This is a genomic window from Paenibacillus albicereus, from assembly GCF_012676905.1.
GTDB lineage: Bacteria > Bacillota > Bacilli > Paenibacillales > Paenibacillaceae > Paenibacillus_O > Paenibacillus_O albicereus.
The window spans coordinates 2,538,155-2,556,857 of the sequence record NZ_CP051428.1 but is presented as its reverse complement, the minus strand read 5'-3'; the positions used below and the strand labels follow the sequence as shown (position 1 = coordinate 2,556,857).

16 protein-coding genes are annotated in these 18,703 nt (G+C 64.3%); 3 read left to right on the top strand and 13 right to left on the bottom strand.

Annotated features, from left to right (window positions below):
- Positions 1–113 precede the first annotated feature (113 nt).
- Positions 114–845 (bottom strand): class I SAM-dependent methyltransferase, encoded by a 732-nt coding sequence (locus HGI30_RS11270; protein ID WP_168907651.1) that lies wholly within the window; start codon positions 843–845, stop codon positions 114–116.
- Positions 846–1,060: 215 nt separating this feature from the next.
- On the opposite strand from HGI30_RS11270, the gene HGI30_RS11265 reads away from it, so the two are divergent.
- Positions 1,061–1,879, top strand: coding sequence for a LysM peptidoglycan-binding domain-containing protein (locus tag HGI30_RS11265; RefSeq protein WP_168907650.1), 819 nt, complete (start codon positions 1,061–1,063; stop codon positions 1,877–1,879).
- Positions 1,880–2,051: 172 nt separating this feature from the next.
- Here HGI30_RS11265 and HGI30_RS11260 read toward each other — a convergent pair whose 3' ends face one another.
- From HGI30_RS11260 to HGI30_RS11220, 9 genes are all read right to left on the bottom strand, one after another.
- On the bottom strand, positions 2,052–3,191 hold the full coding sequence (locus HGI30_RS11260; RefSeq protein WP_168907649.1) for a toxic anion resistance protein: 1,140 nt from the start codon (positions 3,189–3,191) through the stop codon (positions 2,052–2,054).
- Between the two features lie 54 nt (positions 3,192–3,245).
- Positions 3,246–4,931 carry a VWA domain-containing protein gene (locus HGI30_RS11255; RefSeq protein WP_168907648.1) on the bottom strand — a complete coding sequence of 562 codons (1,686 nt, stop codon included), beginning with the start codon at positions 4,929–4,931 and terminating at the stop codon, positions 3,246–3,248.
- Positions 4,932–4,944: 13 nt separating this feature from the next.
- Positions 4,945–5,673: a hypothetical protein gene (locus HGI30_RS11250; protein WP_168907647.1), complete on the bottom strand. Its 729-nt coding sequence runs from the start codon at positions 5,671–5,673 to the stop codon at positions 4,945–4,947.
- A 233-nt stretch (positions 5,674–5,906) separates the two neighbouring features.
- Positions 5,907–6,107 (bottom strand): hypothetical protein, encoded by a 201-nt coding sequence (locus HGI30_RS11245; protein ID WP_168907646.1) that lies wholly within the window; start codon positions 6,105–6,107, stop codon positions 5,907–5,909.
- A gap of 162 nt (positions 6,108–6,269) precedes the next feature.
- Positions 6,270–6,452 (bottom strand): hypothetical protein, encoded by a 183-nt coding sequence (locus HGI30_RS11240; protein WP_168907645.1) that lies wholly within the window; start codon positions 6,450–6,452, stop codon positions 6,270–6,272.
- A 28-nt stretch (positions 6,453–6,480) separates the two neighbouring features.
- A complete protein-coding gene (aceB, locus tag HGI30_RS11235) occupies positions 6,481–8,088 on the bottom strand; it encodes a malate synthase A (RefSeq protein ID WP_168907644.1) in 1,608 nt (535 codons plus the stop codon).
- Positions 8,085–9,398: an isocitrate lyase gene (gene aceA / locus HGI30_RS11230; RefSeq protein ID WP_168907643.1), complete on the bottom strand. Its 1,314-nt coding sequence runs from the start codon at positions 9,396–9,398 to the stop codon at positions 8,085–8,087. The genes aceB and aceA overlap by 4 nt, the downstream gene beginning before the upstream one ends.
- A gap of 507 nt (positions 9,399–9,905) precedes the next feature.
- Complete coding sequence (locus HGI30_RS11225; RefSeq protein WP_168907642.1) at positions 9,906–11,231, bottom strand: DRTGG domain-containing protein; 1,326 nt, start codon at positions 11,229–11,231, stop codon at positions 9,906–9,908.
- A gap of 32 nt (positions 11,232–11,263) precedes the next feature.
- Complete coding sequence (locus tag HGI30_RS11220) at positions 11,264–12,145, bottom strand: AraC family transcriptional regulator (RefSeq protein WP_168907641.1); 882 nt, start codon at positions 12,143–12,145, stop codon at positions 11,264–11,266.
- 186 nt (positions 12,146–12,331) lie between these two features.
- Here HGI30_RS11220 and HGI30_RS11215 point away from each other — a divergent pair, with 186 nt between their 5' ends.
- Complete coding sequence (locus HGI30_RS11215; protein WP_168907640.1) at positions 12,332–13,399, top strand: Gfo/Idh/MocA family protein; 1,068 nt, start codon at positions 12,332–12,334, stop codon at positions 13,397–13,399.
- 49 nt (positions 13,400–13,448) lie between these two features.
- Here the strand turns inward: HGI30_RS11215 and HGI30_RS11210 are convergent, their stop codons facing one another.
- The 3 genes from HGI30_RS11210 to HGI30_RS11200 all read right to left on the bottom strand — a co-directional run bounded on the left by HGI30_RS11210 (position 13,449) and on the right by HGI30_RS11200 (position 16,185).
- On the bottom strand, positions 13,449–14,540 hold the full coding sequence (locus HGI30_RS11210) for a DUF4037 domain-containing protein (protein WP_168907639.1): 1,092 nt from the start codon (positions 14,538–14,540) through the stop codon (positions 13,449–13,451).
- A 171-nt stretch (positions 14,541–14,711) separates the two neighbouring features.
- A complete protein-coding gene (locus HGI30_RS11205; protein ID WP_235680432.1) occupies positions 14,712–15,650 on the bottom strand; it encodes a tyrosine-type recombinase/integrase in 939 nt (312 codons plus the stop codon).
- A gap of 112 nt (positions 15,651–15,762) precedes the next feature.
- Complete coding sequence (locus HGI30_RS11200; protein WP_168907638.1) at positions 15,763–16,185, bottom strand: ArsR/SmtB family transcription factor; 423 nt, start codon at positions 16,183–16,185, stop codon at positions 15,763–15,765.
- Between the two features lie 180 nt (positions 16,186–16,365).
- Here HGI30_RS11200 and HGI30_RS11195 point away from each other — a divergent pair, with 180 nt between their 5' ends.
- A complete protein-coding gene (locus HGI30_RS11195) occupies positions 16,366–18,681 on the top strand; it encodes a heavy metal translocating P-type ATPase (RefSeq protein WP_168907637.1) in 2,316 nt (771 codons plus the stop codon).
- Positions 18,682–18,703: the final 22 nt, after the last annotated feature.

Below are 18,703 nucleotides of genomic sequence, written 5' to 3'. Positions count from 1 at the left end.
CCAAACTTTGATTTATCAGGAACAGATTAGCACATACAGGTGGACAAGGTTTCATCATCTACACCTGAATGGCGCACGATCCATTCGTTGGACACAGGGCGAAGTCCGTTTCGTCACCGATGGATGGAACAAGGCTTGCGGGCGGCGAACACGACGTTGCGGGCCTTGAACTCCGTCGGCTCATCGTACTTGTCCTCCTCGATCTCGACCTCATGCCCGGAACGCAGGAGCACCTCCCAGCCTTCGTACGCCTGCTCCAGCAAGGCACGCGTCTGATCCTCCGACAGCTTGAGCTCGATCTGCGGAGGCAGCTCCTCTCCGGTTTCTACGACCGTCTCGCGCAGATCCGTATTCATCGACAAGCCGTGCATGCCGCCCGGCCGGGTCGCTTCCTGCAGCTTGCGGATGACCCGTAGAAGCGCGTCCTCGGACGATACATGTTCCAGACAGCCGCAGGCGAGCACATAGTCATACGTCTCGGCCTCGAAAGCCTCCTGCTCGACATCCGCCTGGATCGCCTGCACGCGATCCTCTACGCCGAATTTAGCGGCGTTTTCCTTCAGCTTTTCCACGGCCTGCTCCAGCAAGTCGGTCCCGACGATGCGGCCGTTCCCCGCCTCCTGCAGCCTCTGAGCGATCGGGATGGCGTTGCGGCCCGGCCCGCTGCCCAGATCGAGCACGACCGGACTCGGATGGTCGGCCAGCAGCTTCTCCAGCAGCTCCATGGCGAACGGGAGCGGTTTCGACATCCAGCTTCCCGGCTCCAGAATGTCCCGCTCTTCGTAGAGCTTCTCGTGATAGTCTTTTTCCGCCTCTCTCGCCTGCTCGAATTCCGATGCTCCCATAGCCAGCTCCTCCTTCGCGGTCTAGCCGCTTCTTGTCGTTTATCTTTTTCATACCCGCCAGCGAGGCACCGCCAATCGAGCGATCGTCTGCATGATCGGACAGGGCTAGATCAGCTCTAGTCCGAAGGACCTGATTTTCGACTCTATTCTCTACGTCGCCTTCATTCTAGGGTAAACTGGTTCTATGAATCGCAATCGTTCGCAAGGAGGTCCCTATGCCATCCGACATGCCTGAAACCGGCTTCCGATCCCGATCGGAGCGGAAAAAAAAGAAAAACACGACCGTCATCAACGGCGTACTGGCGGCCGGCGGGCTGGCCATCGTGCTGTTCGCTCTCTTCTTCGTCATGTATCCATTCGACGATGACGGCAAGAAGCTCGCCTCAGGCGTGCCGACCGCTTCCTCGCCGCCGTCCCCGGCCGGCTCCGCGGAGCCGGCCGCTCCATCGCCGGAGCCATCGGCTTCGCCGCTTCCGTCCCTTGCTCCAAGCGAGGAGCCGGACGCTTCCTCCGCCCCTGATGCAGGCGCGCCCGAGCCTTCGCCTTCCTCGTCGCCGGATGCGGCGCCGACGGACAAGCCGGCAGCCTCGGCGGCACCGGCGAAGCCTACGCCGAAGCCGAGGGCTTCCTCGACCCGCACCTACATCGTCCAGGAGGGCGATACGCTGACGTCCATCTCGGTCGCGCAGTACGGCTCCAAAGACTACGTCTCGCTGATCGCGGAGAAGAACGGCATCGTCTTCGTGAACGACATGAAGCCGGGGGACAAGCTGAAGCTTCCGCCGGCATCGTCGAAGCCATCCTCAGGCGGCAGCGGCTCCCCGCCGACCGAGACGAACGAAATCGACTATTCCAAGGTCAAGCTTCCGGCGACCTATCTCGTCCTTCCCGGCGATACGTTCTACCGCATCTCGGTCCGCTTTTACGGCACCGGCAAGCATGCCGAGCTCATCGCCGAGAAAAACGGCCTGGACGCCGAAGCCGGCCTCAAGGCGGGAGACTCGATCATCGTCCCGGCCAAGCCGGCGGAATAGCAAGAATGACCCAGCATCCGGCTGCCCGCAGCCGGATGCTTTTTTAGTCCGTCCTCAGCAAAAGCAAGCCGTCCCGCCCCCAAGCGAGGCGGCTTGCAGCGTCACGCTGCTCGACTCGCGCAAAAAAGCCGCCCTGCCCGAAAGCAAGGCGGCGCACAGAGCCGGCTCCGTCCTACAGTCCCAGCTGATGGCCGCGCTCCAGGCGGCTGATCTGCCGTTCGCCCGTATCGGCCAGCTCGCGGAACTCCTCGATCGTGCCGCGCAGCTTGGGCAGCGCGTCCTGCTTGTAGGCGCTGATGGAGTCGAGCGCCGAGAGCACGTCTGCGAACGCCTGCTTGAGCGTCTCCACCGACACGCTGGACTCCAGCGCCTGCTTGTGGATTTCCGCTCCCTGCGTGTTCAGCAGGCGGGACGTGCCGGCGATCAGGTTGTTCGTCGTCTGGTTGAGCACCTCGATCTTCTTGAGCACGATCTTCTGGTGATACAGCGCGCCGGCGACCATGACCGCGATCTTCAGCGCGGAGACGGTGACGTTCTGCGCCCGGTCGACGCCGCGCATGAGCTCCTTGTTGTTGCGCCGGACGACCTCGATCGCCATGATGCCCTGCTGGTTGACGACGAGCATCTGCTGCAGGTCCATCACCCGCTGCCGCATCGGGAAGAGCACCTCCTCCGAGATGAAGCGGATTTTGTCCGGATCCTCGTTGCGAGCCTTCGCCGCCTCGACCTGCTTCTCGATCGATTCGTCCATGAGCAGGCCGAGCTGGATCTCCTTCTGCAGCCGCTTCGTCAGGTCGCGCAGCGCCGCCTGCTCGATCTCGAGCGTCGTGTTGTCGTTCTTGAGCGTCGTCTTGCCCTTGCTCAGCGACTCGACGATATCGGCGATGACCGCATCGGCTTTTTCGAACCGGAGGAAGTACGCGCGCAGCGGGTTGAACAGCTTGCCGAGCAGCCCGGTCTTGGCGAAGTCGACCGCGCTTGGATCGAGATCCTTGAGCTGCGCATGCAGCTCCGCGAGTCCCTTCGCCACCGGACCGCCTTCGTCGCCGGCTTTGGAGAGGCTGCCGACCGTCACCTGCAACAGCGCGTTTTTGCCAGACGACGTCTTCATCGTCGCCATGCCGAACTGATCGATCGTCTGCAGAATTTCCTTGCGCTTCTCATGCGAGTCCAGGTCCAGCTCCATGATCGCGGAGACGTTGGACTCGGCCTGCGCCTGCAGCTGCTTCACTTCCTCCGGCACCGGCTTCACTTCCTGCTCGATCGCCGTCTTGATCGCTTCGGGACTCGGGACTTCCAGGGAAAACGCCATGCGTTCATCCTCCTCCAGGGGGTAGCGGCGCGGAGCGCCGGTCAGCGGATTCATCTACATCTGCACGTTGAACAGATTGCCGATCTTGTAGACGACATCGTCGGTGTCGGCGTTGATGCTCGCCGCCTCGTTGATGCCGGAAATGCTCTCGAGCGCCTTGATGTTGGCGTTGTAGCCGATCGTATAGATCGGAATCCGGTACGCTTCGATCAAGTCCCGGATGTCCTTGAGCGAGTGGCCCTTGTTCGTCTCGCCGTCGCTCAGCACGAAGATGATCGGCCGCGCGCTCGGCTCGGTCTGCTTGTAGTCCTCCAGCAGCTTGATCGCTGCCAGGATGCCGTCGAATGTCGCCGTGCCGCCGCTTGCCTGCAGGCTGTCGACCGCGCCGACGAACATCGATTGCTGGTTCGTATCGTACTTGGCGATCGGCAGATGGATGCTGACGCGGTCGGAGTACGAGACGAGCCCGATGCTGTTGTCCTTGCCGAGGTACTTCTGGCCCTTGAGCAGCGACTCCTTCAGCCGGTTCAGCGGCTCGCCGGCCATGCTTCCGGAGACGTCGGTGACGAATACGGCCGCGATCGGCTTCGCTTCGTTCTTCTTTTCTTTCCACAGCTTCTGCGCGGCAGCAAGCTGCGCGCCGTCGACTGCAGGCAGCTCCGGCTGGTAGCCGTCCTGGCCGCCAAAGCCTTTGTCGGACGCCGCCTGCTGCTGGGCCGGACTGAGGGCGAACTCGGCGAACTTGCGCGCGATCTCCAGCTTCTCGGGCCCGATGTCGCCGAGCGCATAGAGCGGGCTGTCGTGGCGGACGCCGAACGGCGTGAACACGTAGCCGCTCTTGAAGTCGTCCGCATTGACGAACGTCTGGTACTCCAGCACGAACGCATCCAGCCGGCCCGACTTGGCCGCCTCCCGCATCTGGATCGTCGTCGAAGCCGTGAACGGCACGTTCGCTTGGAACTTCTGGAACCCTTGCACGGCTGTCTCGCTGAGCAGGTCGGAGCTGTCGAACGTATCGAGCGCGGTCAGGAGGAAGTTCAGTCCCGTCGAGCTGGCGAAAGGATCCGTATAGCCCATCGACAGCTTGTTCTCGGCGATCGCATCGGTGACGGTCTTGACGTTGACCGCCCCGTAGTCGCTCACCATCTCCTCATACTTGGCCTTCGCCATGACGATGCCGGGCACGTTGCCGGCCAGCCGCTTCGCGATCAGCTCCGTCTTGACCCCGCTGGCCTTGACCATCTCGCCCCACAGCTCGTTGGACGGCGTGAAGGCGTCCGGCACATGCTTGCCGCTGCGGATATAATCGGAAGCCGTGCCGGACGCGATGTTGCGGATCTGCACCGATGCCGGCTTGCCGCCAGCCTGGATGCCGGCCTGGTTGAACGCTTCGCCGACCTCCGTCAGCCAGCCGTCCACGCCGCTGCCCGCTTTTTCGGTGGAGGAGAACAGCTCCAGGAACGTGTCGGTCGTATGCTCCACCGCGATCGGGAACTTCGAGATGTCCGGCAGCGAGGCGGCGACATCGACCGGATCGAGGTCGATCTGCCCTTTGACCGGCGCCTCGGTCGTCACGCCGAGCTTGCCGTACAGCTTGGCGAGCCTCGAAGCGGCGTCCTCGGCGCTCACCTGCTGATCGGTCTTGCCGAGATTGGAGGTGAACTGGATGCCGTAGTACACGAGCGCGAACACGGCGAGGATGAGGACGATGGATACGAATGCGAAACGGCCTTTTTTCAAGGCGGGCGCCCCCTTATGCGTAGTATTTGGTCGAGCGGATCAAGGCGTCCAGCTCCTGCATGCCCGGCAGCTCGTCGACCCGGGCGGGGCTCTGCTGGTCCAGACGGGTGAGCTCGAGCAGCAGCTGGTTCAGCTTGAGCAGAATCTCCTCGTTGTGGCCGAGCGTCGCCTTGAGATGCTCATGCTGCTCGCGGATCAGCTCGAGCCTGCGCTGCTGCAGGTCGCGGGAGAGCGAGCGGCTGCCGGACTTCAGCTCCGCCTCCGTCTGCTCGTAGACCGAGAGCCGGCCGAGCATCGCCCGGAGATTGCGGCGGAACAGCTCCTCCACCTCCAGGATGACGCCGCTGAACTTGCGGTAGCTCAGCTCATCGGGCTGGAACCGCTGCGCGAGCAGGCGGTGAAGCGATTGCTTGCGCTTCTCCATCCGGTCGAGCTGCTCCAGCGCGAGCTCCAGCTCGGCTTCGACGGTCCGGACGCGGCGGAAGGCGCCGAGCGCCGCGGCCAAATGCTCCGGCGTCTCCAGCTTGGCTGGAAGCGGCGGCAAGGGGGGACGTTGAAGGAAGGAATAGGCTCCGTATAGAAGCGCGAGCGCGCTGGCAGCCAGAACGGCCGCTCCGAGGGCGGAGGAGAAGGCGGAGCCCCCGAAGCGGATGTTCATCAAGCCGGGAGAAAAGACCGCGACGTTGGCGGCGGCCACGCCGAGGGTGAGGGCAAAAGCCCGAGCGAGCTTGGTTCCGGCCAATGGTTCGACCTCCTGCCTGCGATGAAATAAAATCGTTTACGACGAAGCCGTGAAGGTTCTCTTCCTACGGCGCATCCCGAGGAATGGTTGCAGAGGGGCGGAATTCCTGGACAAGCTCCATCTTCCAAATCGAAGCCGTTGCGCCATTTCATGAAAATTATACCATACCCCCGCTCGTCTGGATGCACAAAAGTCCCGTCCGCAGGCGGCGGACGGGACTTCGGCGGAAAGCATCAATCGATGATGACGAGAATCAGGGCGACCAGGCTCACCACGGCGGTAAGGATATACAGCAAGGACAGCCGCGCCCAGCGGCCTCCGTGCTGACGGTCGTAATCCGGATTGGCCTGCCGGTTCTCGCGGGAGAAGCCGACGGCGAGCGTAGCGCCGATCGCGGTCAGGATGACCAGGGCGACCAGGATATAAGGCAGCATGGAATGGAATTCCCCCTCGTGGAAGCGTCTCTATGCCACCAGTATAGCAGATCGAGGCGCACGAAGAGGCGTCCGGCTGTGAAGGCTTGCTGAACATATCGAGCCGGCGCGACCGGCCGCCTCTCCGAAAAAAAAGCCGCCCGGAGCGGGCGGCCAGCGACTTCATCGGCTGTAGTAGTACTGCTTGATGTAATAGTGGGCATCGCTCAGCCCCGTCTCCTTGCGGCAGTCCGGACAGATGAGCTCGCCGCGGGCGGGAGTCTGGCTCTCGCAGGAGAAGCATGGCTTCGCAGCCTCTGCTGAGGCGGCGGGAGAAGCGGCTGGGCGGATCGGATCGGTCGTCATGGCGGATCGGCTCCTTCATCAGTGGAATTTAGTCGGACGCATCTTGCAGATGAGGATAGGCACGTACGGTCAAAAACTCCGGCAGCGTCTCTTCGAGGGTCATCTCGCGGAACAGCTCGGCCGCCAGCCGCAGCGATGCCGCCCGTCGAGGCGAAGCGAGCGATGCCTCGAGCGGCGCCAGCTCCTCGAGCAGCCAGCGCTCCAGCAGCTCCGGCGTCAGCCGTCTGCCGTCCGCCAGCTTCGCCTCCGGCAGATGAAGCCATTGCCACAGCTGCGCGCGGGAGATTTCCGCCGTAGCGGCATCCTCCATCAGGCCGCGGATCGGAACCGCGCCGACCCCGTCCAGCCACGCGGCGACATACTGGATGCCGACCGACAGGTTGGCGCGCGCGCCGTCCTCCGTGATATCGCCTTTCGGAGCGAGCAGCAGCTCGGCCGCCGTCACCTCTCCGCCTCCAGGCATCGCGCCCAGCTGGTTCGGCCCCGGCATATAGGCGTCGAATACATCCCGCGCCACGGGCACGAGCGCGGGATGCGCCACCCATGTGCCGTCATGTCCGAGCCGGGCTTCCCTCTCCTTGTCGCGACGGACGCGCTCCAGCGCCAGCTCGTTCGCCTGCGCATCCTGCTTGACGGGGATGAAGGCGGACATCCCGCCGATGCAGTGAGCGCCGCGCTTGTGGCAGGTGCGGATCGCGAGGCGCGCGTAGGCGTCCATGAACGGCGATTCCATCGTCACCCGGCTGCGGTCCGGGAGGATGGCATCCGGGTGGCGGCGCAGCTTTTTGATATAGGAGAAAATATAATCCCAGCGACCGCAGTTGAGGCCGTCGACATGCTCTCTCAGCGCGTAGAGGATCTCCTCCATCTCGAACGCCGCCGGCAGCGTCTCGATCAGCACCGTCGCCCGGAAAAAGCCTCGCGGCAAGCCGAGCCGCTCCTCCGCATGGACGAAGACATGCGCCCAGAGAGCCGCTTCTTCCATGCTTTCAAGCTTGGGCAGGTACAGGTAGGCGCCATCTCCTCTCCGGTGCAGCATCGGCGCGTTATGCCAGGCGAACAGGCCGAAGTCGAACAGGCTCGCCGAGATCGGCCGGCCGCCGAGCAGCGCGTGCTTCTCCTCCATGTGCCAGCCGCGCGGCCGCATTTTGAGCACGGCCGGCCGCTCCGCGAGCTCCAGCCGCCTGCCGTCGGGCGTCACGTGGCTCAACGTGCGCGCAAGCGCGTCCCGGATGTTGTTCTGGCCGCCCACCGCGTTGCGCCAGGTCGGGGCGTTGGCGTCCTCCAGATCGCACAGGAACACGTTCGCGCCGGAGCCGAGCGCATAGAGGACCATCTTGCGGTCCCCCGCCGGGCCGGCAATCTCCACCCGCCGGTCCTGCAGCGCCACAGGCGGCGGAGCGACGGTCCACGAGCCGGAGCGGATCGGCGCCGTATCGGCGCGGAAGTCCGGCTTGGCTCCGCGGTCGTACAGCTCCTGCTTGCGGGCGCGCTCCCCGAGCAGCGCCAGCCGTCTCGCTCCGAACCGCTCCTCAAGCTCTCCGACGAACGACAACGCTTCACCCGTGAGCATGGCCTGCAGCTCTGCCTCCAGCTCCGGAGCGGCGAGCCGCAGCCGGTTGTCGATTTCCCTCATGCTCCCGCCTCCTCGCTGCCGGCTGCCGTGAACTGCTCCGCCTCGGTCGAGCCGGCCAGGGCGGCGGTGCTCGCCGTCCCTCCGCTCACGACCCCCATCACCTCGTCAAAATACCCGGTGCCGACCTCCCGCTGATGGCGCGTCGCCTCGTAGCCCGCCGGCTCGGCGGCGAACTCCGCTTGCTGAAGCTCCGAGTAGGCGGCCATTCCGCGATCCCGGTAGTCTCTCGCCAGCGTGAACATGCCGTAATTGAGCGCATGGAAGCCGGCGAGCGTGACGAACTGGAACTTGTAGCCGAGCCGGCCGAGCTCCTGCTGGAAGCGCGCGATCTCCTCGTCGCCGAGCTTTTTCTTCCAGTTGAACGAGGGAGAGCAGTTGTAGGCCAGCCGCTTGCCGGGATGCTTCTCGCGGATCGCCTCTGCGAACCGGCGAGCCTCCTCCAGGTCCGGCTCCGACGTCTCGCACCAGACGAGATCGGCGTACGGCGCATAGGCGAGGCCGCGCGCGATCGCCTGCTCGATGCCCGGCCGCACTTCGTGGAAGCCCTCCGGCGTCCGGCTGCCCGTGCGGAAGCGGTCGTCGGCCGCATCGGCGTCGCTCGTCAGCAGCCGCGCGGCGTGCGCGTCGGTGCGCGCGATCAGCACCGTGTCGACGCCGAGCACGTCGGCCGCGAGCCGGGCGGAGACGAGATGCCGCACCGCCTGCTGCGTCGGCAGCAGCACCTTGCCTCCGAGATGGCCGCATTTCTTTTCCGAGGAGAGCTGATCTTCCAGATGTACGCCCGACGCCCCGGCCTCGATCATCGCCTTCATCAGCTCGAACACGTTCAGCGCGCCGCCAAATCCGGCTTCCGCATCGGCGACGATCGGCAGCAGGAAGTCGATGTCGCCGCGGCCTTCGGCATGCTGGATCTGATCCGCTCGCTGCAGCGCCTGGTTGATGCGCTTCACGACGCTCGGTACGCTGTTGGACGGGTACAGGCTCTGATCGGGATACATGTGTCCGGACAGATTGGCATCGGCGGCGACCTGCCAGCCGCTCAGATAGATCGCCTTGAGCCCCGCCTTCGCCTGCTGCACCGCCTGATTGCCGGTCAAGGCGCCCAGCGCCGGCACGTAAGGCTCGCTCTGCAGCAGCTCCCATAGGCGAGCCGCTCCGCGCGCGGCCAGCGTATGCTCGACGAGCACGGAGCCGCGCAGCTTCAGCACGTCGTCGGGCCCGTAGGGACGATGGATGCCCTGATAGCGAGGCGAGCTCCAGCGCGCCAGCAACGTTTCCCTTGCCTGTTCCGTCGATCGACTCGCGCTCATCTCCCTAGTCCCCCTTCCTCCAGCTCCAGCACGCCGGACCCTTCGCAGCGCGGACAGAGCTCGTAGGCGGCATTGAACGCGCCATGCGGGTTTGACGCTCCCGCTGCGACCGTCCTTTCCTCAAGCCGTTGAAATTCCAGCTCCCCATGACCTTCGCAATGCGGACAATCCATCCGGAACATCTCCAATCTGTATGAGTTTGTTTTATGATCTTGGTGCTATTATATAACAGTGTTCGAATAATGTTCAATACTGTTTTTAATAAATTTTTAGTTGTTATAGTACAGATGATCTTCAAGCGATCCGAACAAGCGGGACGAAGGCGGGAGCAGCTCCATGCCGCCTTGCCCTGCGCATGCCAAAAAACGTCGGGCCCCATGGGCCCGACGTTTTTTGGGGGGCAAATCTATCTCCGCGCTGCTCGCTCCTCCCGGCTCCTCCCAAGCGAGGCCAAAGGCCGGGACACCGCCCGGCTTCCGGCTATCGCCTGGCTGCCCTTCCCGCTTGCTACGGCTCCATCAGCCTTGCCGTCAGCATCGACTGGGCGACCTTGCGCCCGTCGGCAAGCACCTGGATCTCGATCTTGCAGAACTTGCGGCTCAGCTCGATCAGCTCCGGGTACAGGCGGAGCGTCTGATCGATCTCCACCGGCGCGAGATAATAGACCGACTGGCTGTCGGCGATCAGGTTGCCGCGCCTATGGTCCCGCAGCGCCCGCGCCGCGGCATGATGGACGAGTCCGGCGAGCACGCCTTCCGACAGATGGCCCATCGGGCTGCTGAACAGCGCCTCGGCCGGCCCTTCATAGTACAAGCGTCCGTCCTCATCCTGTCCGGAAACGAAGCGGCGGCGGATCTGATCCTCCAGCGTCTCGCCGTTCTGCGGCTGATGCTGGATCTGCTGCATCGCCTGCAGCACGTCCTTGCGGCTGATGACGCCGCTCAGCCTGCCGTCGGGATCGACGACCGGGAGGAGCTCGATCGACTCGGCGACCATGCGGTGGCCGGCCGTCGCGACCGACGTTTGCGGCGTGCATGTCTTCGGCTGCGGCGTCATCCGCTCGGCGATCGGCTCGTCCGGAGCCGCGCCGATGAGATCCTTCGTCGTCACCATGCCGACCGGCCGCCGCTCGCGGTCGACGACCGGGAAGCGGTTGTGGTTCGTCCGCTCGATGACGGCCATCGCGTCGGCCACGGTCGCCTCTTCGGGCAGCGAAGCGACCGGCTCGTCCGCGTTCATGATGTCCGAGACGAGCACGATCTGCTTCTTGATCAGGCGGTCGTAGATCGCCCGGTTGATGAGCGCGGCGACCGTGAACGTATCGTATGCGCTGCTCAGGATCGGCAGCTCCAGCCGGTCGGCGAGCGCGACGGCCTCGGGCGTCGCGCCGAATCCGCCCGTCACGAGCACTCCGGCACCGAGCGAAAGGGCGCTTAGATGCGCTTTGTCGCGGTTGCCGACGATCAGCAGGTTGTCCGGCTCGATATAGCCCATCATCGCCTCCAGCTGCATCGCGCCGATGACGAACTTGCTGAGCGGCTTGCCGAGCCCCGCCTCGCCGCCGAGCACCTGGCCGTCGACGATCGCGACGATCTCGCCGAACGTCAGCCGGTCGATCTTCTCTCGCTTGCTGCTGTCCACGCGCACCGTGCCGGTCCGCAGCTTCGTGCTGACGATGCCGCGCGCCTCGGCGTCCTTGATCGCCCGATAGGCGGTGCCTTCGCTGACATCGAGCGCCTGGGCGATCTTCCGCACCGATACGCGCGCGCCGACCTCCAGCTTCTCCATATAGGCGATCAGCTGGTCATGCTTGGTGGAGAAATCCGCTCCCATATCCGCTTCCCTCCTGCATCGTTTGATCCCGCTTACGGCTGCCCTCCGCCTGGGCCGAGCTTTTTCGCTTGCGAGGGCGTCATGCCGTTGTACCGCTTGAACAGCTTGGTGAAATAGTTCGCGTTGCCGCAGCCGACCCGCTCGCCCGCCTCGGCGACGCTGCAATCCTCCTGGCGCAGCAGCCGCATCGCCTCCTGCATGCGGACCTGATTCACGTAGTCGATGTACGTGCTGCCCGTCAGCTTCTTGAACACTTTGCAAAAATGGAACGGGTCCATCCGCACGCGCGCCGCCGCGTCATCGATCGTATGCTTGTCCGCGCAGCTTGCCTCCACATGGCGGAGCAGCTGCTTGAACCGCTCCTGCCGCAGCTGCGCTTCTTGCGGCCGCGCCGGCGCGGGAGCGGGCTGGGCGGCGGCCGCGCGCGCCAGCATCAGCATCAGTCCGGTCCGCGCCAGCAGCCGCCCTCCCGCCGTCCCGGCGGAGATGTCGGCGATGACGCGCTCCGCGAGCTCCGACTCTCCGCCGGCGCCGAGCGGATGCAGCCGCCCATGGCCGTCCAGGTAAGGCTGGAGCAGCTCCGCATAGCCGGGATCCGCGCTCCAGCTCCGCAGCAGCGAGCCGCTGAACACGATCGACACATATTCGGTCGCTCCGCCGAAGCGGCTGTACCCCGCATGCAGGTCGCCCGCCTGCACGAGCAGCACGGTGCCCGGCTCCGCTTCGAACGGCTCGCTGTTCAAGCGGAAGACCGCCTTGCCGCGCCGCATGACGATCAGCTCGAAATGCTCGTGCCAATGCAGGAACAAGATGTTCTGGCCCGGAGCCGTATCTGCGGCGCGGTTGACGTAGACCTTGACCGGAAACAGCGGATCGAGCAGATTGTGCTCCCGCAGCCGGATTCCATCCTTCATGCGATGCACCGCCAAGATAAGAGTGGTAATGACCAAGATCGGCTAGAGCCGCTTCGATTGACAGCGCTTATACTTAGCCTGATTGAATTCATCATAAACCAACATCGGCAGGATCAGCAAGGCAGGCGAGCTCCGGGCGGCTGCCGCATTCCACGCTGCTGATCTGCCAGAGGAGGCGAGCATGCCATGAACCGAACCGCATCTTCCCCGCGCCGCCGGATCGTCGTCGCCGGCTGCGGAGGGATGGCCCATACGTGGGTCGACTATGCCTTGACCCGCGCGGACGCCGACATCGTCGGTCTCGTCGACGTCCGCCTCGAGGCGGCAGAGAGCATGAGAGACAAGCACGGCCTGCGCTGCGGCGTCTATACGGATTTGGAGCAGGCAATAAAGGAGAGCGGCGCCGATCTCGTGTTCGACGTCACCATACCCGCGAGCCATCACGTCATCAGCCAGACGGCCATGCGCCTCGGCTGCGACGTCTTCTCCGAAAAGCCGCTGGCCGAAAGCTGGGAAGCGTGCCTTGACGTCGTCCGAGCCGCCTCCGAGACGGGCCGGATGCATGCCGTCATGCAGAACCGCCGCTTCGACCCGCGCATCCGCGCCTTCCGCGAGCTGATCGCCGGCGGCGCGATCGGCACGCCAGGCTTTGCCGGAGCGGACTTTTTCATCGGCGCCCACTTCGGCGGCTTCCGCGATCTGATGGACAGCCCGCTCATCCTCGACATGGCCATCCATACGTTAGACCAGGCGCGGCTGCTGCTCGGCGCCGATCCCGTCTCCGTCTATTGCCAGGAGTTCAACCCGCCCGGCTCTTGGTACAAGGGCAGCGCTTCGGCGCTGTGCATCTTCGAGATGTCGGACGGCAGCGTGTTCAGCTATAGGGGCTCCTGGTGCTCGGAAGGCGCCCCTACTTCCTGGGAAGCTCAGTGGCGCGTCATCGGCTCGTCCGGCACGGCGCTCTGGGACGGCGCAGGCGCGCCGTACGCCGAGGCCGTCGATCCGGCCGGCCAGGAGGAGGCGTTCATCCGCAGCTCGCAGCGCATCGACACATCTCCCGAACCGGAAGGCGAGCCGTGGCATCATCGCTGCATCGCCGAGATGTTCGACGCGCTGCATGCCGGCCGACGCGCAGAAACGGACTGCCGCGACAACCTGCTCAGCATGGCGATGGTGTTCGGCGCGATCCGCAGCTCCGCCGAAGGCCGCAAGGTGGCGATCTCCGAGCTGCTGCCGAGCGGATCGCTCGGTTGACAAGCGCTTCAACGACAGACAGGTCCGGCTTCAGCCGGACCTGTCTGTTTCAATTCACCTCATCCGCCTCGGAGCTGGACTCGCCTCGGTACAGATGCTGCAGGCCGCTCCTGTCCCTACGGCCATCCTTCTGCGTTCGCGTCGCCATCATGCGGAAATCGGTGTTGTCGCTGATCTGGTCAATGCTGCCGATCAGGCGCGTTCGCGCCAGCGCCTGGATGCCTGCATCCTCGATCCGTTCGATCAGGAGGCTCGCCACCGAACTGCCGTCCATCACCCGGAAAGGGCGATCGTAGAAGGCGGAGGCTGCTTCTGGAACAGGCGCGGTAAGCCCCAGCTGATTATGCATGCCGGAAAGGATGCGGTACGCGTCGTTGAAAGCCTGCTCGCGCTCTTTCCAGGCCGTCGCGGTCTGGGCGCTCCAGAGGAGCGGCAGCAAAGGGGCGGCGCTTTTCAGCCGGCCGAACGCCGTGCCGAACCATTTCGGGTAAGGCGCATATTCGCGCTCCATGAGGAAGCAGAGATTCATGACGTCCCTCACGAGGCGAGAAGCGATGACCGCCGATCCCAATTCGTCGCCTGCATAGCCGGAGCGGAGCATCAGATGCTCCTCTTGGCCGATCCTCTGCCAGCCGGCAGCGAGCATATACAGCCAGATATCATGCGGATAATAGCGGAATCGCCTGCGCATGGCGGCCAGCTGGCCGCTGTCGTCCCGATAGACGGCGCCTTTCGTGATCTCGAGAAGAGATTGCGAAGGGATCGTCAGCCAGTCCAGGGGATCCAAGCGAGCAGAGTCAACCGCAAGAAGGTCGTCCAAAAAGGCTGTGACCGTCGTCGCCACGGTCTTACCAGCCTCGACGGCATAGCCCTCAAACGTCTGCGGAGCGAGCCTGTCCAGAGCTTGCCTTAGCGGCTGAATCCTCTCGCGGTCCGACTCGCTGACGAATAGCCCGACCCTCGGACCCCAATCATGGTCCGCCGACATTTCGGTGTCATAGCCGAGCACCTCGCTGCCCGGCCCGAGCAATGCCGAGGAGTAGGCCAAGTGCGGGTATCGACTTGCCATGAACGGCTCGATGATGTCGCGGTGGTAGCGACGGCAGAGCTCGATTCCTTTCCTAAATGGCGATTCGGCCATATGCGGAAGCTCCTTTCCTACTCCTGTCTCTTCGCACTCTTCATTTGAACACGAAAACATCCTCCTCGACAGAGCGGAAACAGCTATAACCGAAGTCTCCCTCGGGCATGCCCATTACGCATTTCCTGTTTTTCGCTATCAGGCCCCGTCATTCGGCAAGCCTCGGCCCGCTCAGCGAGGACGGCTCTCCCGCAGCTCCGGCAGCTTGGCGGACATGCGCTCCATCGCCGTCTTCATCTGCGCGTTGTCGATATGCGTGTAGATCTGCGTCGTCTCGATGCTCGCATGGCCGAGCAGCTCCTGCAGCGTACGGATGTCCGTGCCGCTGCGGATCTGCATCGTCGCGAAGCTGTGGCGCAGCTTGTGGCTGGACAGCTTCTTCATCGCCAGCTCCGGACGCTCGCCCTGCAGCCGGAGCAGCGTGCGGTCCGCGATCGTCTGGATCATGCGGACCGACAAGCGCCGTCCGAGCTGGCTGACGAACATCGGCTGCTCCTTGCTGGGCCGCGCCGGGACGCGGCTGTCGTCCTCCATGCGCCGCAGCAGCCGGACAAGCCCGTCCGGGAGCGGCAGATAGCGCCATTTCCGGCCTTTGCCCAGCACCGACAACGTCCCGTCCGGCTTCAGATCGAACGCATTGAGCCGATGGATTTCCCCGACCCGCAGTCCCGCATAGGCCATGAGCAGCAGGATCGACAGATTGCGCTCCCGGTGCTTGCCCTCCACATGGCCGAACAGCTCCTGCAGCTGGTCCTCGTCCAGGTAGGACGGGATGCGGTTCTTCTGCTGGCGCGACTTGGGCGTGAGCGCGGCCGGATTGGCGTGCAGCCGGTCCATCTCGTTCAGCGCCCGGTAGAACGCCCGCAGCGAGCTCAGCTTGCGATTGCGCGCCTCGTCTCCCGCTCCCCGCTCGCGGCTCGCCGACAGATAGCGCATGATGTCCAGCTTGCCGGTCCGCTCCAGCGATCCGGGGTATAGGGTCGCGAGGTATTGCCGGACGTCGGCGAGATAAGCCCTCTCCGTCGACAGCGTCATGCCCTGATTCTTCATCCAGATGCGGAATAGCTCCAGCTCTTCGCCATAGGCCTCTTGCAGCTCATGCACCGTCACGGACAACCTTCCCCACTCCTTTACCTAGGCGATAAAAGTCTCTTAGAATCGAAGTTGCGTAAAATATGTATTTCACGCAACTTCCGAGCCCGTAAAAACGGCATTCCTCCGCTTAGGAATGCCGGACATGCTCGAGCGTCTGACGGAACACCTGCTCCACGTGATCGTCGTCAAGCGAATAGTACACCGTCTTGCCTTCCTTGCGGCGCTTGACGATCCGCATGTTGCGCAGATAGCGCAGCTGATGGGAGACGGCAGATTGGTTCATCCCCAGCAGCACGGTCAGATCGTGCACGCAAAGCTCGCTGTGCATGAGCGCGTCGACGAGCTTGACTCTCGTCGGGTCGCTGAGCGCCTTGAGCCAATCGGCCAGCTGCAGCGCGGAGCGGTCGTCGAGCATGGCCGCCTTGACCGCGCTCAGATCGCGGGGCTGCTCGGGAGCCGCATGCTCGCCTTCCAGCTCGCCCGGCTCGTCCTCGCGCCAGTCAGCCGTATCGTCTTGAACGGCCTTCGGGCTTCTCCCATTCGTATTCATCCACTTCAGCCTCCGATCCGTTCCCTTGCCTTTCATTATACCAATCGCCGGCATTAAACGGAAGTTTTACGGACATCATTACTTTTTAGGGACAATCGCCCGAATCGGTTGACCATCGCGGGAATCAATCATATTATATGAGCAAGTATTCATGCGTAAGAAGAGGAAGGACGATGCCCCATGCTTGAATATCGACTCAAAGGCCTCAGCTGCGGCAATTGCGCCGCAGACATGGAGCGGCAGATCCGCAAGCTTCCCTACGGCGATTCGGCCGTGCTTCATTATTCTTCCGCGCGGCTCGTCCTGGACGAGCGCGTGCCTCTGGACAAGGTACGCAAAATATTGAAGACCGACGGCGCGGCGATCGCAGCGGAACGCGCGGCTGCCGCCGCTCCGACAGAAAGCCACGCCGCCTGCTGCGCGGCGGAGCATTCCCATGGGCATGACCCTGCATCCGTTCCCGACCAGGCCCAAGCCGAAGCTCATGCCCAGCATGCCCGTCGTGCCTCCGCTTCCGAAGCGAAAGCCGCCCAGGGCCACGCACATGGCCATGAGCATGACCACGATCACGACCATGCCCATGGGCACGATCACGATCACGACCACGCCTCCGGACGAGGCATTTACATCCAGCTCGGCATCAGCCTCGCGCTGCTGCTGGCCGCAGTCCTGCTCGGCGACCGCATACCGGACGCCGTGTCCATCCCGCTCTACCTCGGCGCGATCGCGCTCAGCGGCTGGCGGACATTCTGGAAAGGGCTGCGCAATCTGGCGAGACTCCGCTTCACGATCGACACGCTCATGACCGTCGCGCTCATCGGGGCCGTCGCCATCGAGGAGTGGAAGGAAGCGGCGCTCGTCGCGATCCTGTTCGGGATCAACGAGCTGCTCGAAGGGCTCGGCATGAACCGCGCCCGCGAGTCGATGGACCGCCTGCTCGAGGCGGCGCCGAAGGAGGCGCTGCTGCTGGAGAACGGCAAGACTCGGCGCATTCCGGTCGCGAGCCTGGCCGCGGGCCAGACGGTGCTCGTACCGGCAGGCTCGCAGATTCCATCGGACGGCGAAATCGTCTCGGGCAGCAGCTCCGTCAACGAGGCGGCCATCACCGGCGAGCCGATCCCGGTCGACAAGAAGCCCGGCGACCCGGTGTTCGGCGGCAGCCTGAACCAAGAGGGGAGCCTTACGATCCGGATCGAGAAATCGTACGCGGAGTCCTCCTTGGCGAAGATCCTTCAGCTCGTTCAGGAGGCGCAGGAGTCCAAGACGCCGACCGAGCTGTTCATCAACCGCTTCTCCCGCTATTATACGCCGGCCATCATGATCGTCGCCGCGCTCGTCATGCTCGTCCCTCCGCTGCTGTTCGGCGGGGAATGGCGGCACTGGCTGTACGAAGGGCTCGCGGTGCTTATCGTCGGCTGCCCGTGCGCGCTCATCCTGTCCTCCCCCGTCGCCATTCTCGCCGGCATCACGCGCCTCGCGCGCGAAGGCATTCTGGTCAAAGGCGGCGCCCATCTCGAGCAGCTCGGCCGGATCCGCATCATCGCCTTCGACAAGACCGGCACGCTGACGAAAGGGCAGCCTCATGTCGCCGAGGCCGCGAGCTGGGACGACCGCTTCCTGCCCGTGGCGGCCGCCATGGAGAGCGGCTCCGCTCATCCGCTGGCCAAGGCCGTGCTCTCCTATATCGAGGGGCGCGGCATCGCATACGAGCCTGCCGAGACGACGGCCTCGCCCGGCAAAGGGCTTGCCGCGGAGCTGGCCGGCGTGAAGTACGCGCTCGGCAGCCCCGCCGCGCTGGAAGAGCTCGGCATCCTGCCGCATGAAGCAGCGGGTGAGACGCTCCGCTCCTATCGAGAGCAGGGCTTGACGCTTGTCGCGCTGGCGGACGAGAGCCGGATGCTCGGCTTGTTCGGCATCTCCGACGAGCTGCGGCCGGAGACGCCGGGCGTCGTACGCGGGCTGCGCCGCGTCGGCATCGCCCGCACCGTCATGCTGACCGGGGATCACGAAGCAGCCGCTCGGCGCATGGCCGCGGCCGCCGGCGTCGACGAAGCCGCAGCAGGCCTGCTGCCCGCCGACAAGGTCGAGCGCGTCCGCCGCCTCAAAGCCGAAGGCAAAGTCGCGATGGTCGGCGACGGCATCAACGATGCGCCGGCGCTTGCGGCTTGCGATCTCGGCATCGCGATGGGCAAAGGCACGGACAGCGCGATCGAAACCGCCGATGTCGTGCTGATGCAGGATCATCTGGGCAAGCTGCCCGAAGCGATCCGTATCGCCAAGCGCACGAACCGGATCATCCGCTTCAATCTCAGCGTCGCGCTCGGCCTCAAGCTTCTCGCCTTGCTGCTGACGATACCCGGATGGCTCACGCTCTGGATCGCCATCCTGTCGGATATGGGCGCGACGATCTTCGTTTCTCTCGTCAGCCTGCTGCTGCTCGTTCCTTCCCGCCGCACATCCGATCGTCCGGCGCCTGAACGAGCCGCCGCATCATAAGCGCGCAAAAAACCTTCGGCCC

Coding starts and splice junctions, on each gene's coding strand:
- HGI30_RS11270 (WP_168907651.1), bottom strand. CDS start 845: ATGGGAGCATCGGAATTCGAGCAGGCGAGAGAGGCGGAAAAAGACTAT.
- HGI30_RS11265 (WP_168907650.1), top strand. CDS start 1,061: ATGCCATCCGACATGCCTGAAACCGGCTTCCGATCCCGATCGGAGCGG.
- HGI30_RS11260 (WP_168907649.1), bottom strand. CDS start 3,191: ATGGCGTTTTCCCTGGAAGTCCCGAGTCCCGAAGCGATCAAGACGGCG.
- HGI30_RS11245 (WP_168907646.1), bottom strand. CDS start 6,107: ATGCTGCCTTATATCCTGGTCGCCCTGGTCATCCTGACCGCGATCGGC.
- HGI30_RS11240 (WP_168907645.1), bottom strand. CDS start 6,452: ATGACGACCGATCCGATCCGCCCAGCCGCTTCTCCCGCCGCCTCAGCA.
- aceB (WP_168907644.1), bottom strand. CDS start 8,088: ATGAGGGAAATCGACAACCGGCTGCGGCTCGCCGCTCCGGAGCTGGAG.
- aceA (WP_168907643.1), bottom strand. CDS start 9,398: ATGAGCGCGAGTCGATCGACGGAACAGGCAAGGGAAACGTTGCTGGCG.
- HGI30_RS11225 (WP_168907642.1), bottom strand. CDS start 11,231: ATGGGAGCGGATTTCTCCACCAAGCATGACCAGCTGATCGCCTATATG.
- HGI30_RS11220 (WP_168907641.1), bottom strand. CDS start 12,145: ATGAAGGATGGAATCCGGCTGCGGGAGCACAATCTGCTCGATCCGCTG.
- HGI30_RS11215 (WP_168907640.1), top strand. CDS start 12,332: ATGAACCGAACCGCATCTTCCCCGCGCCGCCGGATCGTCGTCGCCGGC.
- HGI30_RS11210 (WP_168907639.1), bottom strand. CDS start 14,540: ATGGCCGAATCGCCATTTAGGAAAGGAATCGAGCTCTGCCGTCGCTAC.
- HGI30_RS11200 (WP_168907638.1), bottom strand. CDS start 16,185: ATGAATACGAATGGGAGAAGCCCGAAGGCCGTTCAAGACGATACGGCT.
- HGI30_RS11195 (WP_168907637.1), top strand. CDS start 16,366: ATGCTTGAATATCGACTCAAAGGCCTCAGCTGCGGCAATTGCGCCGCA.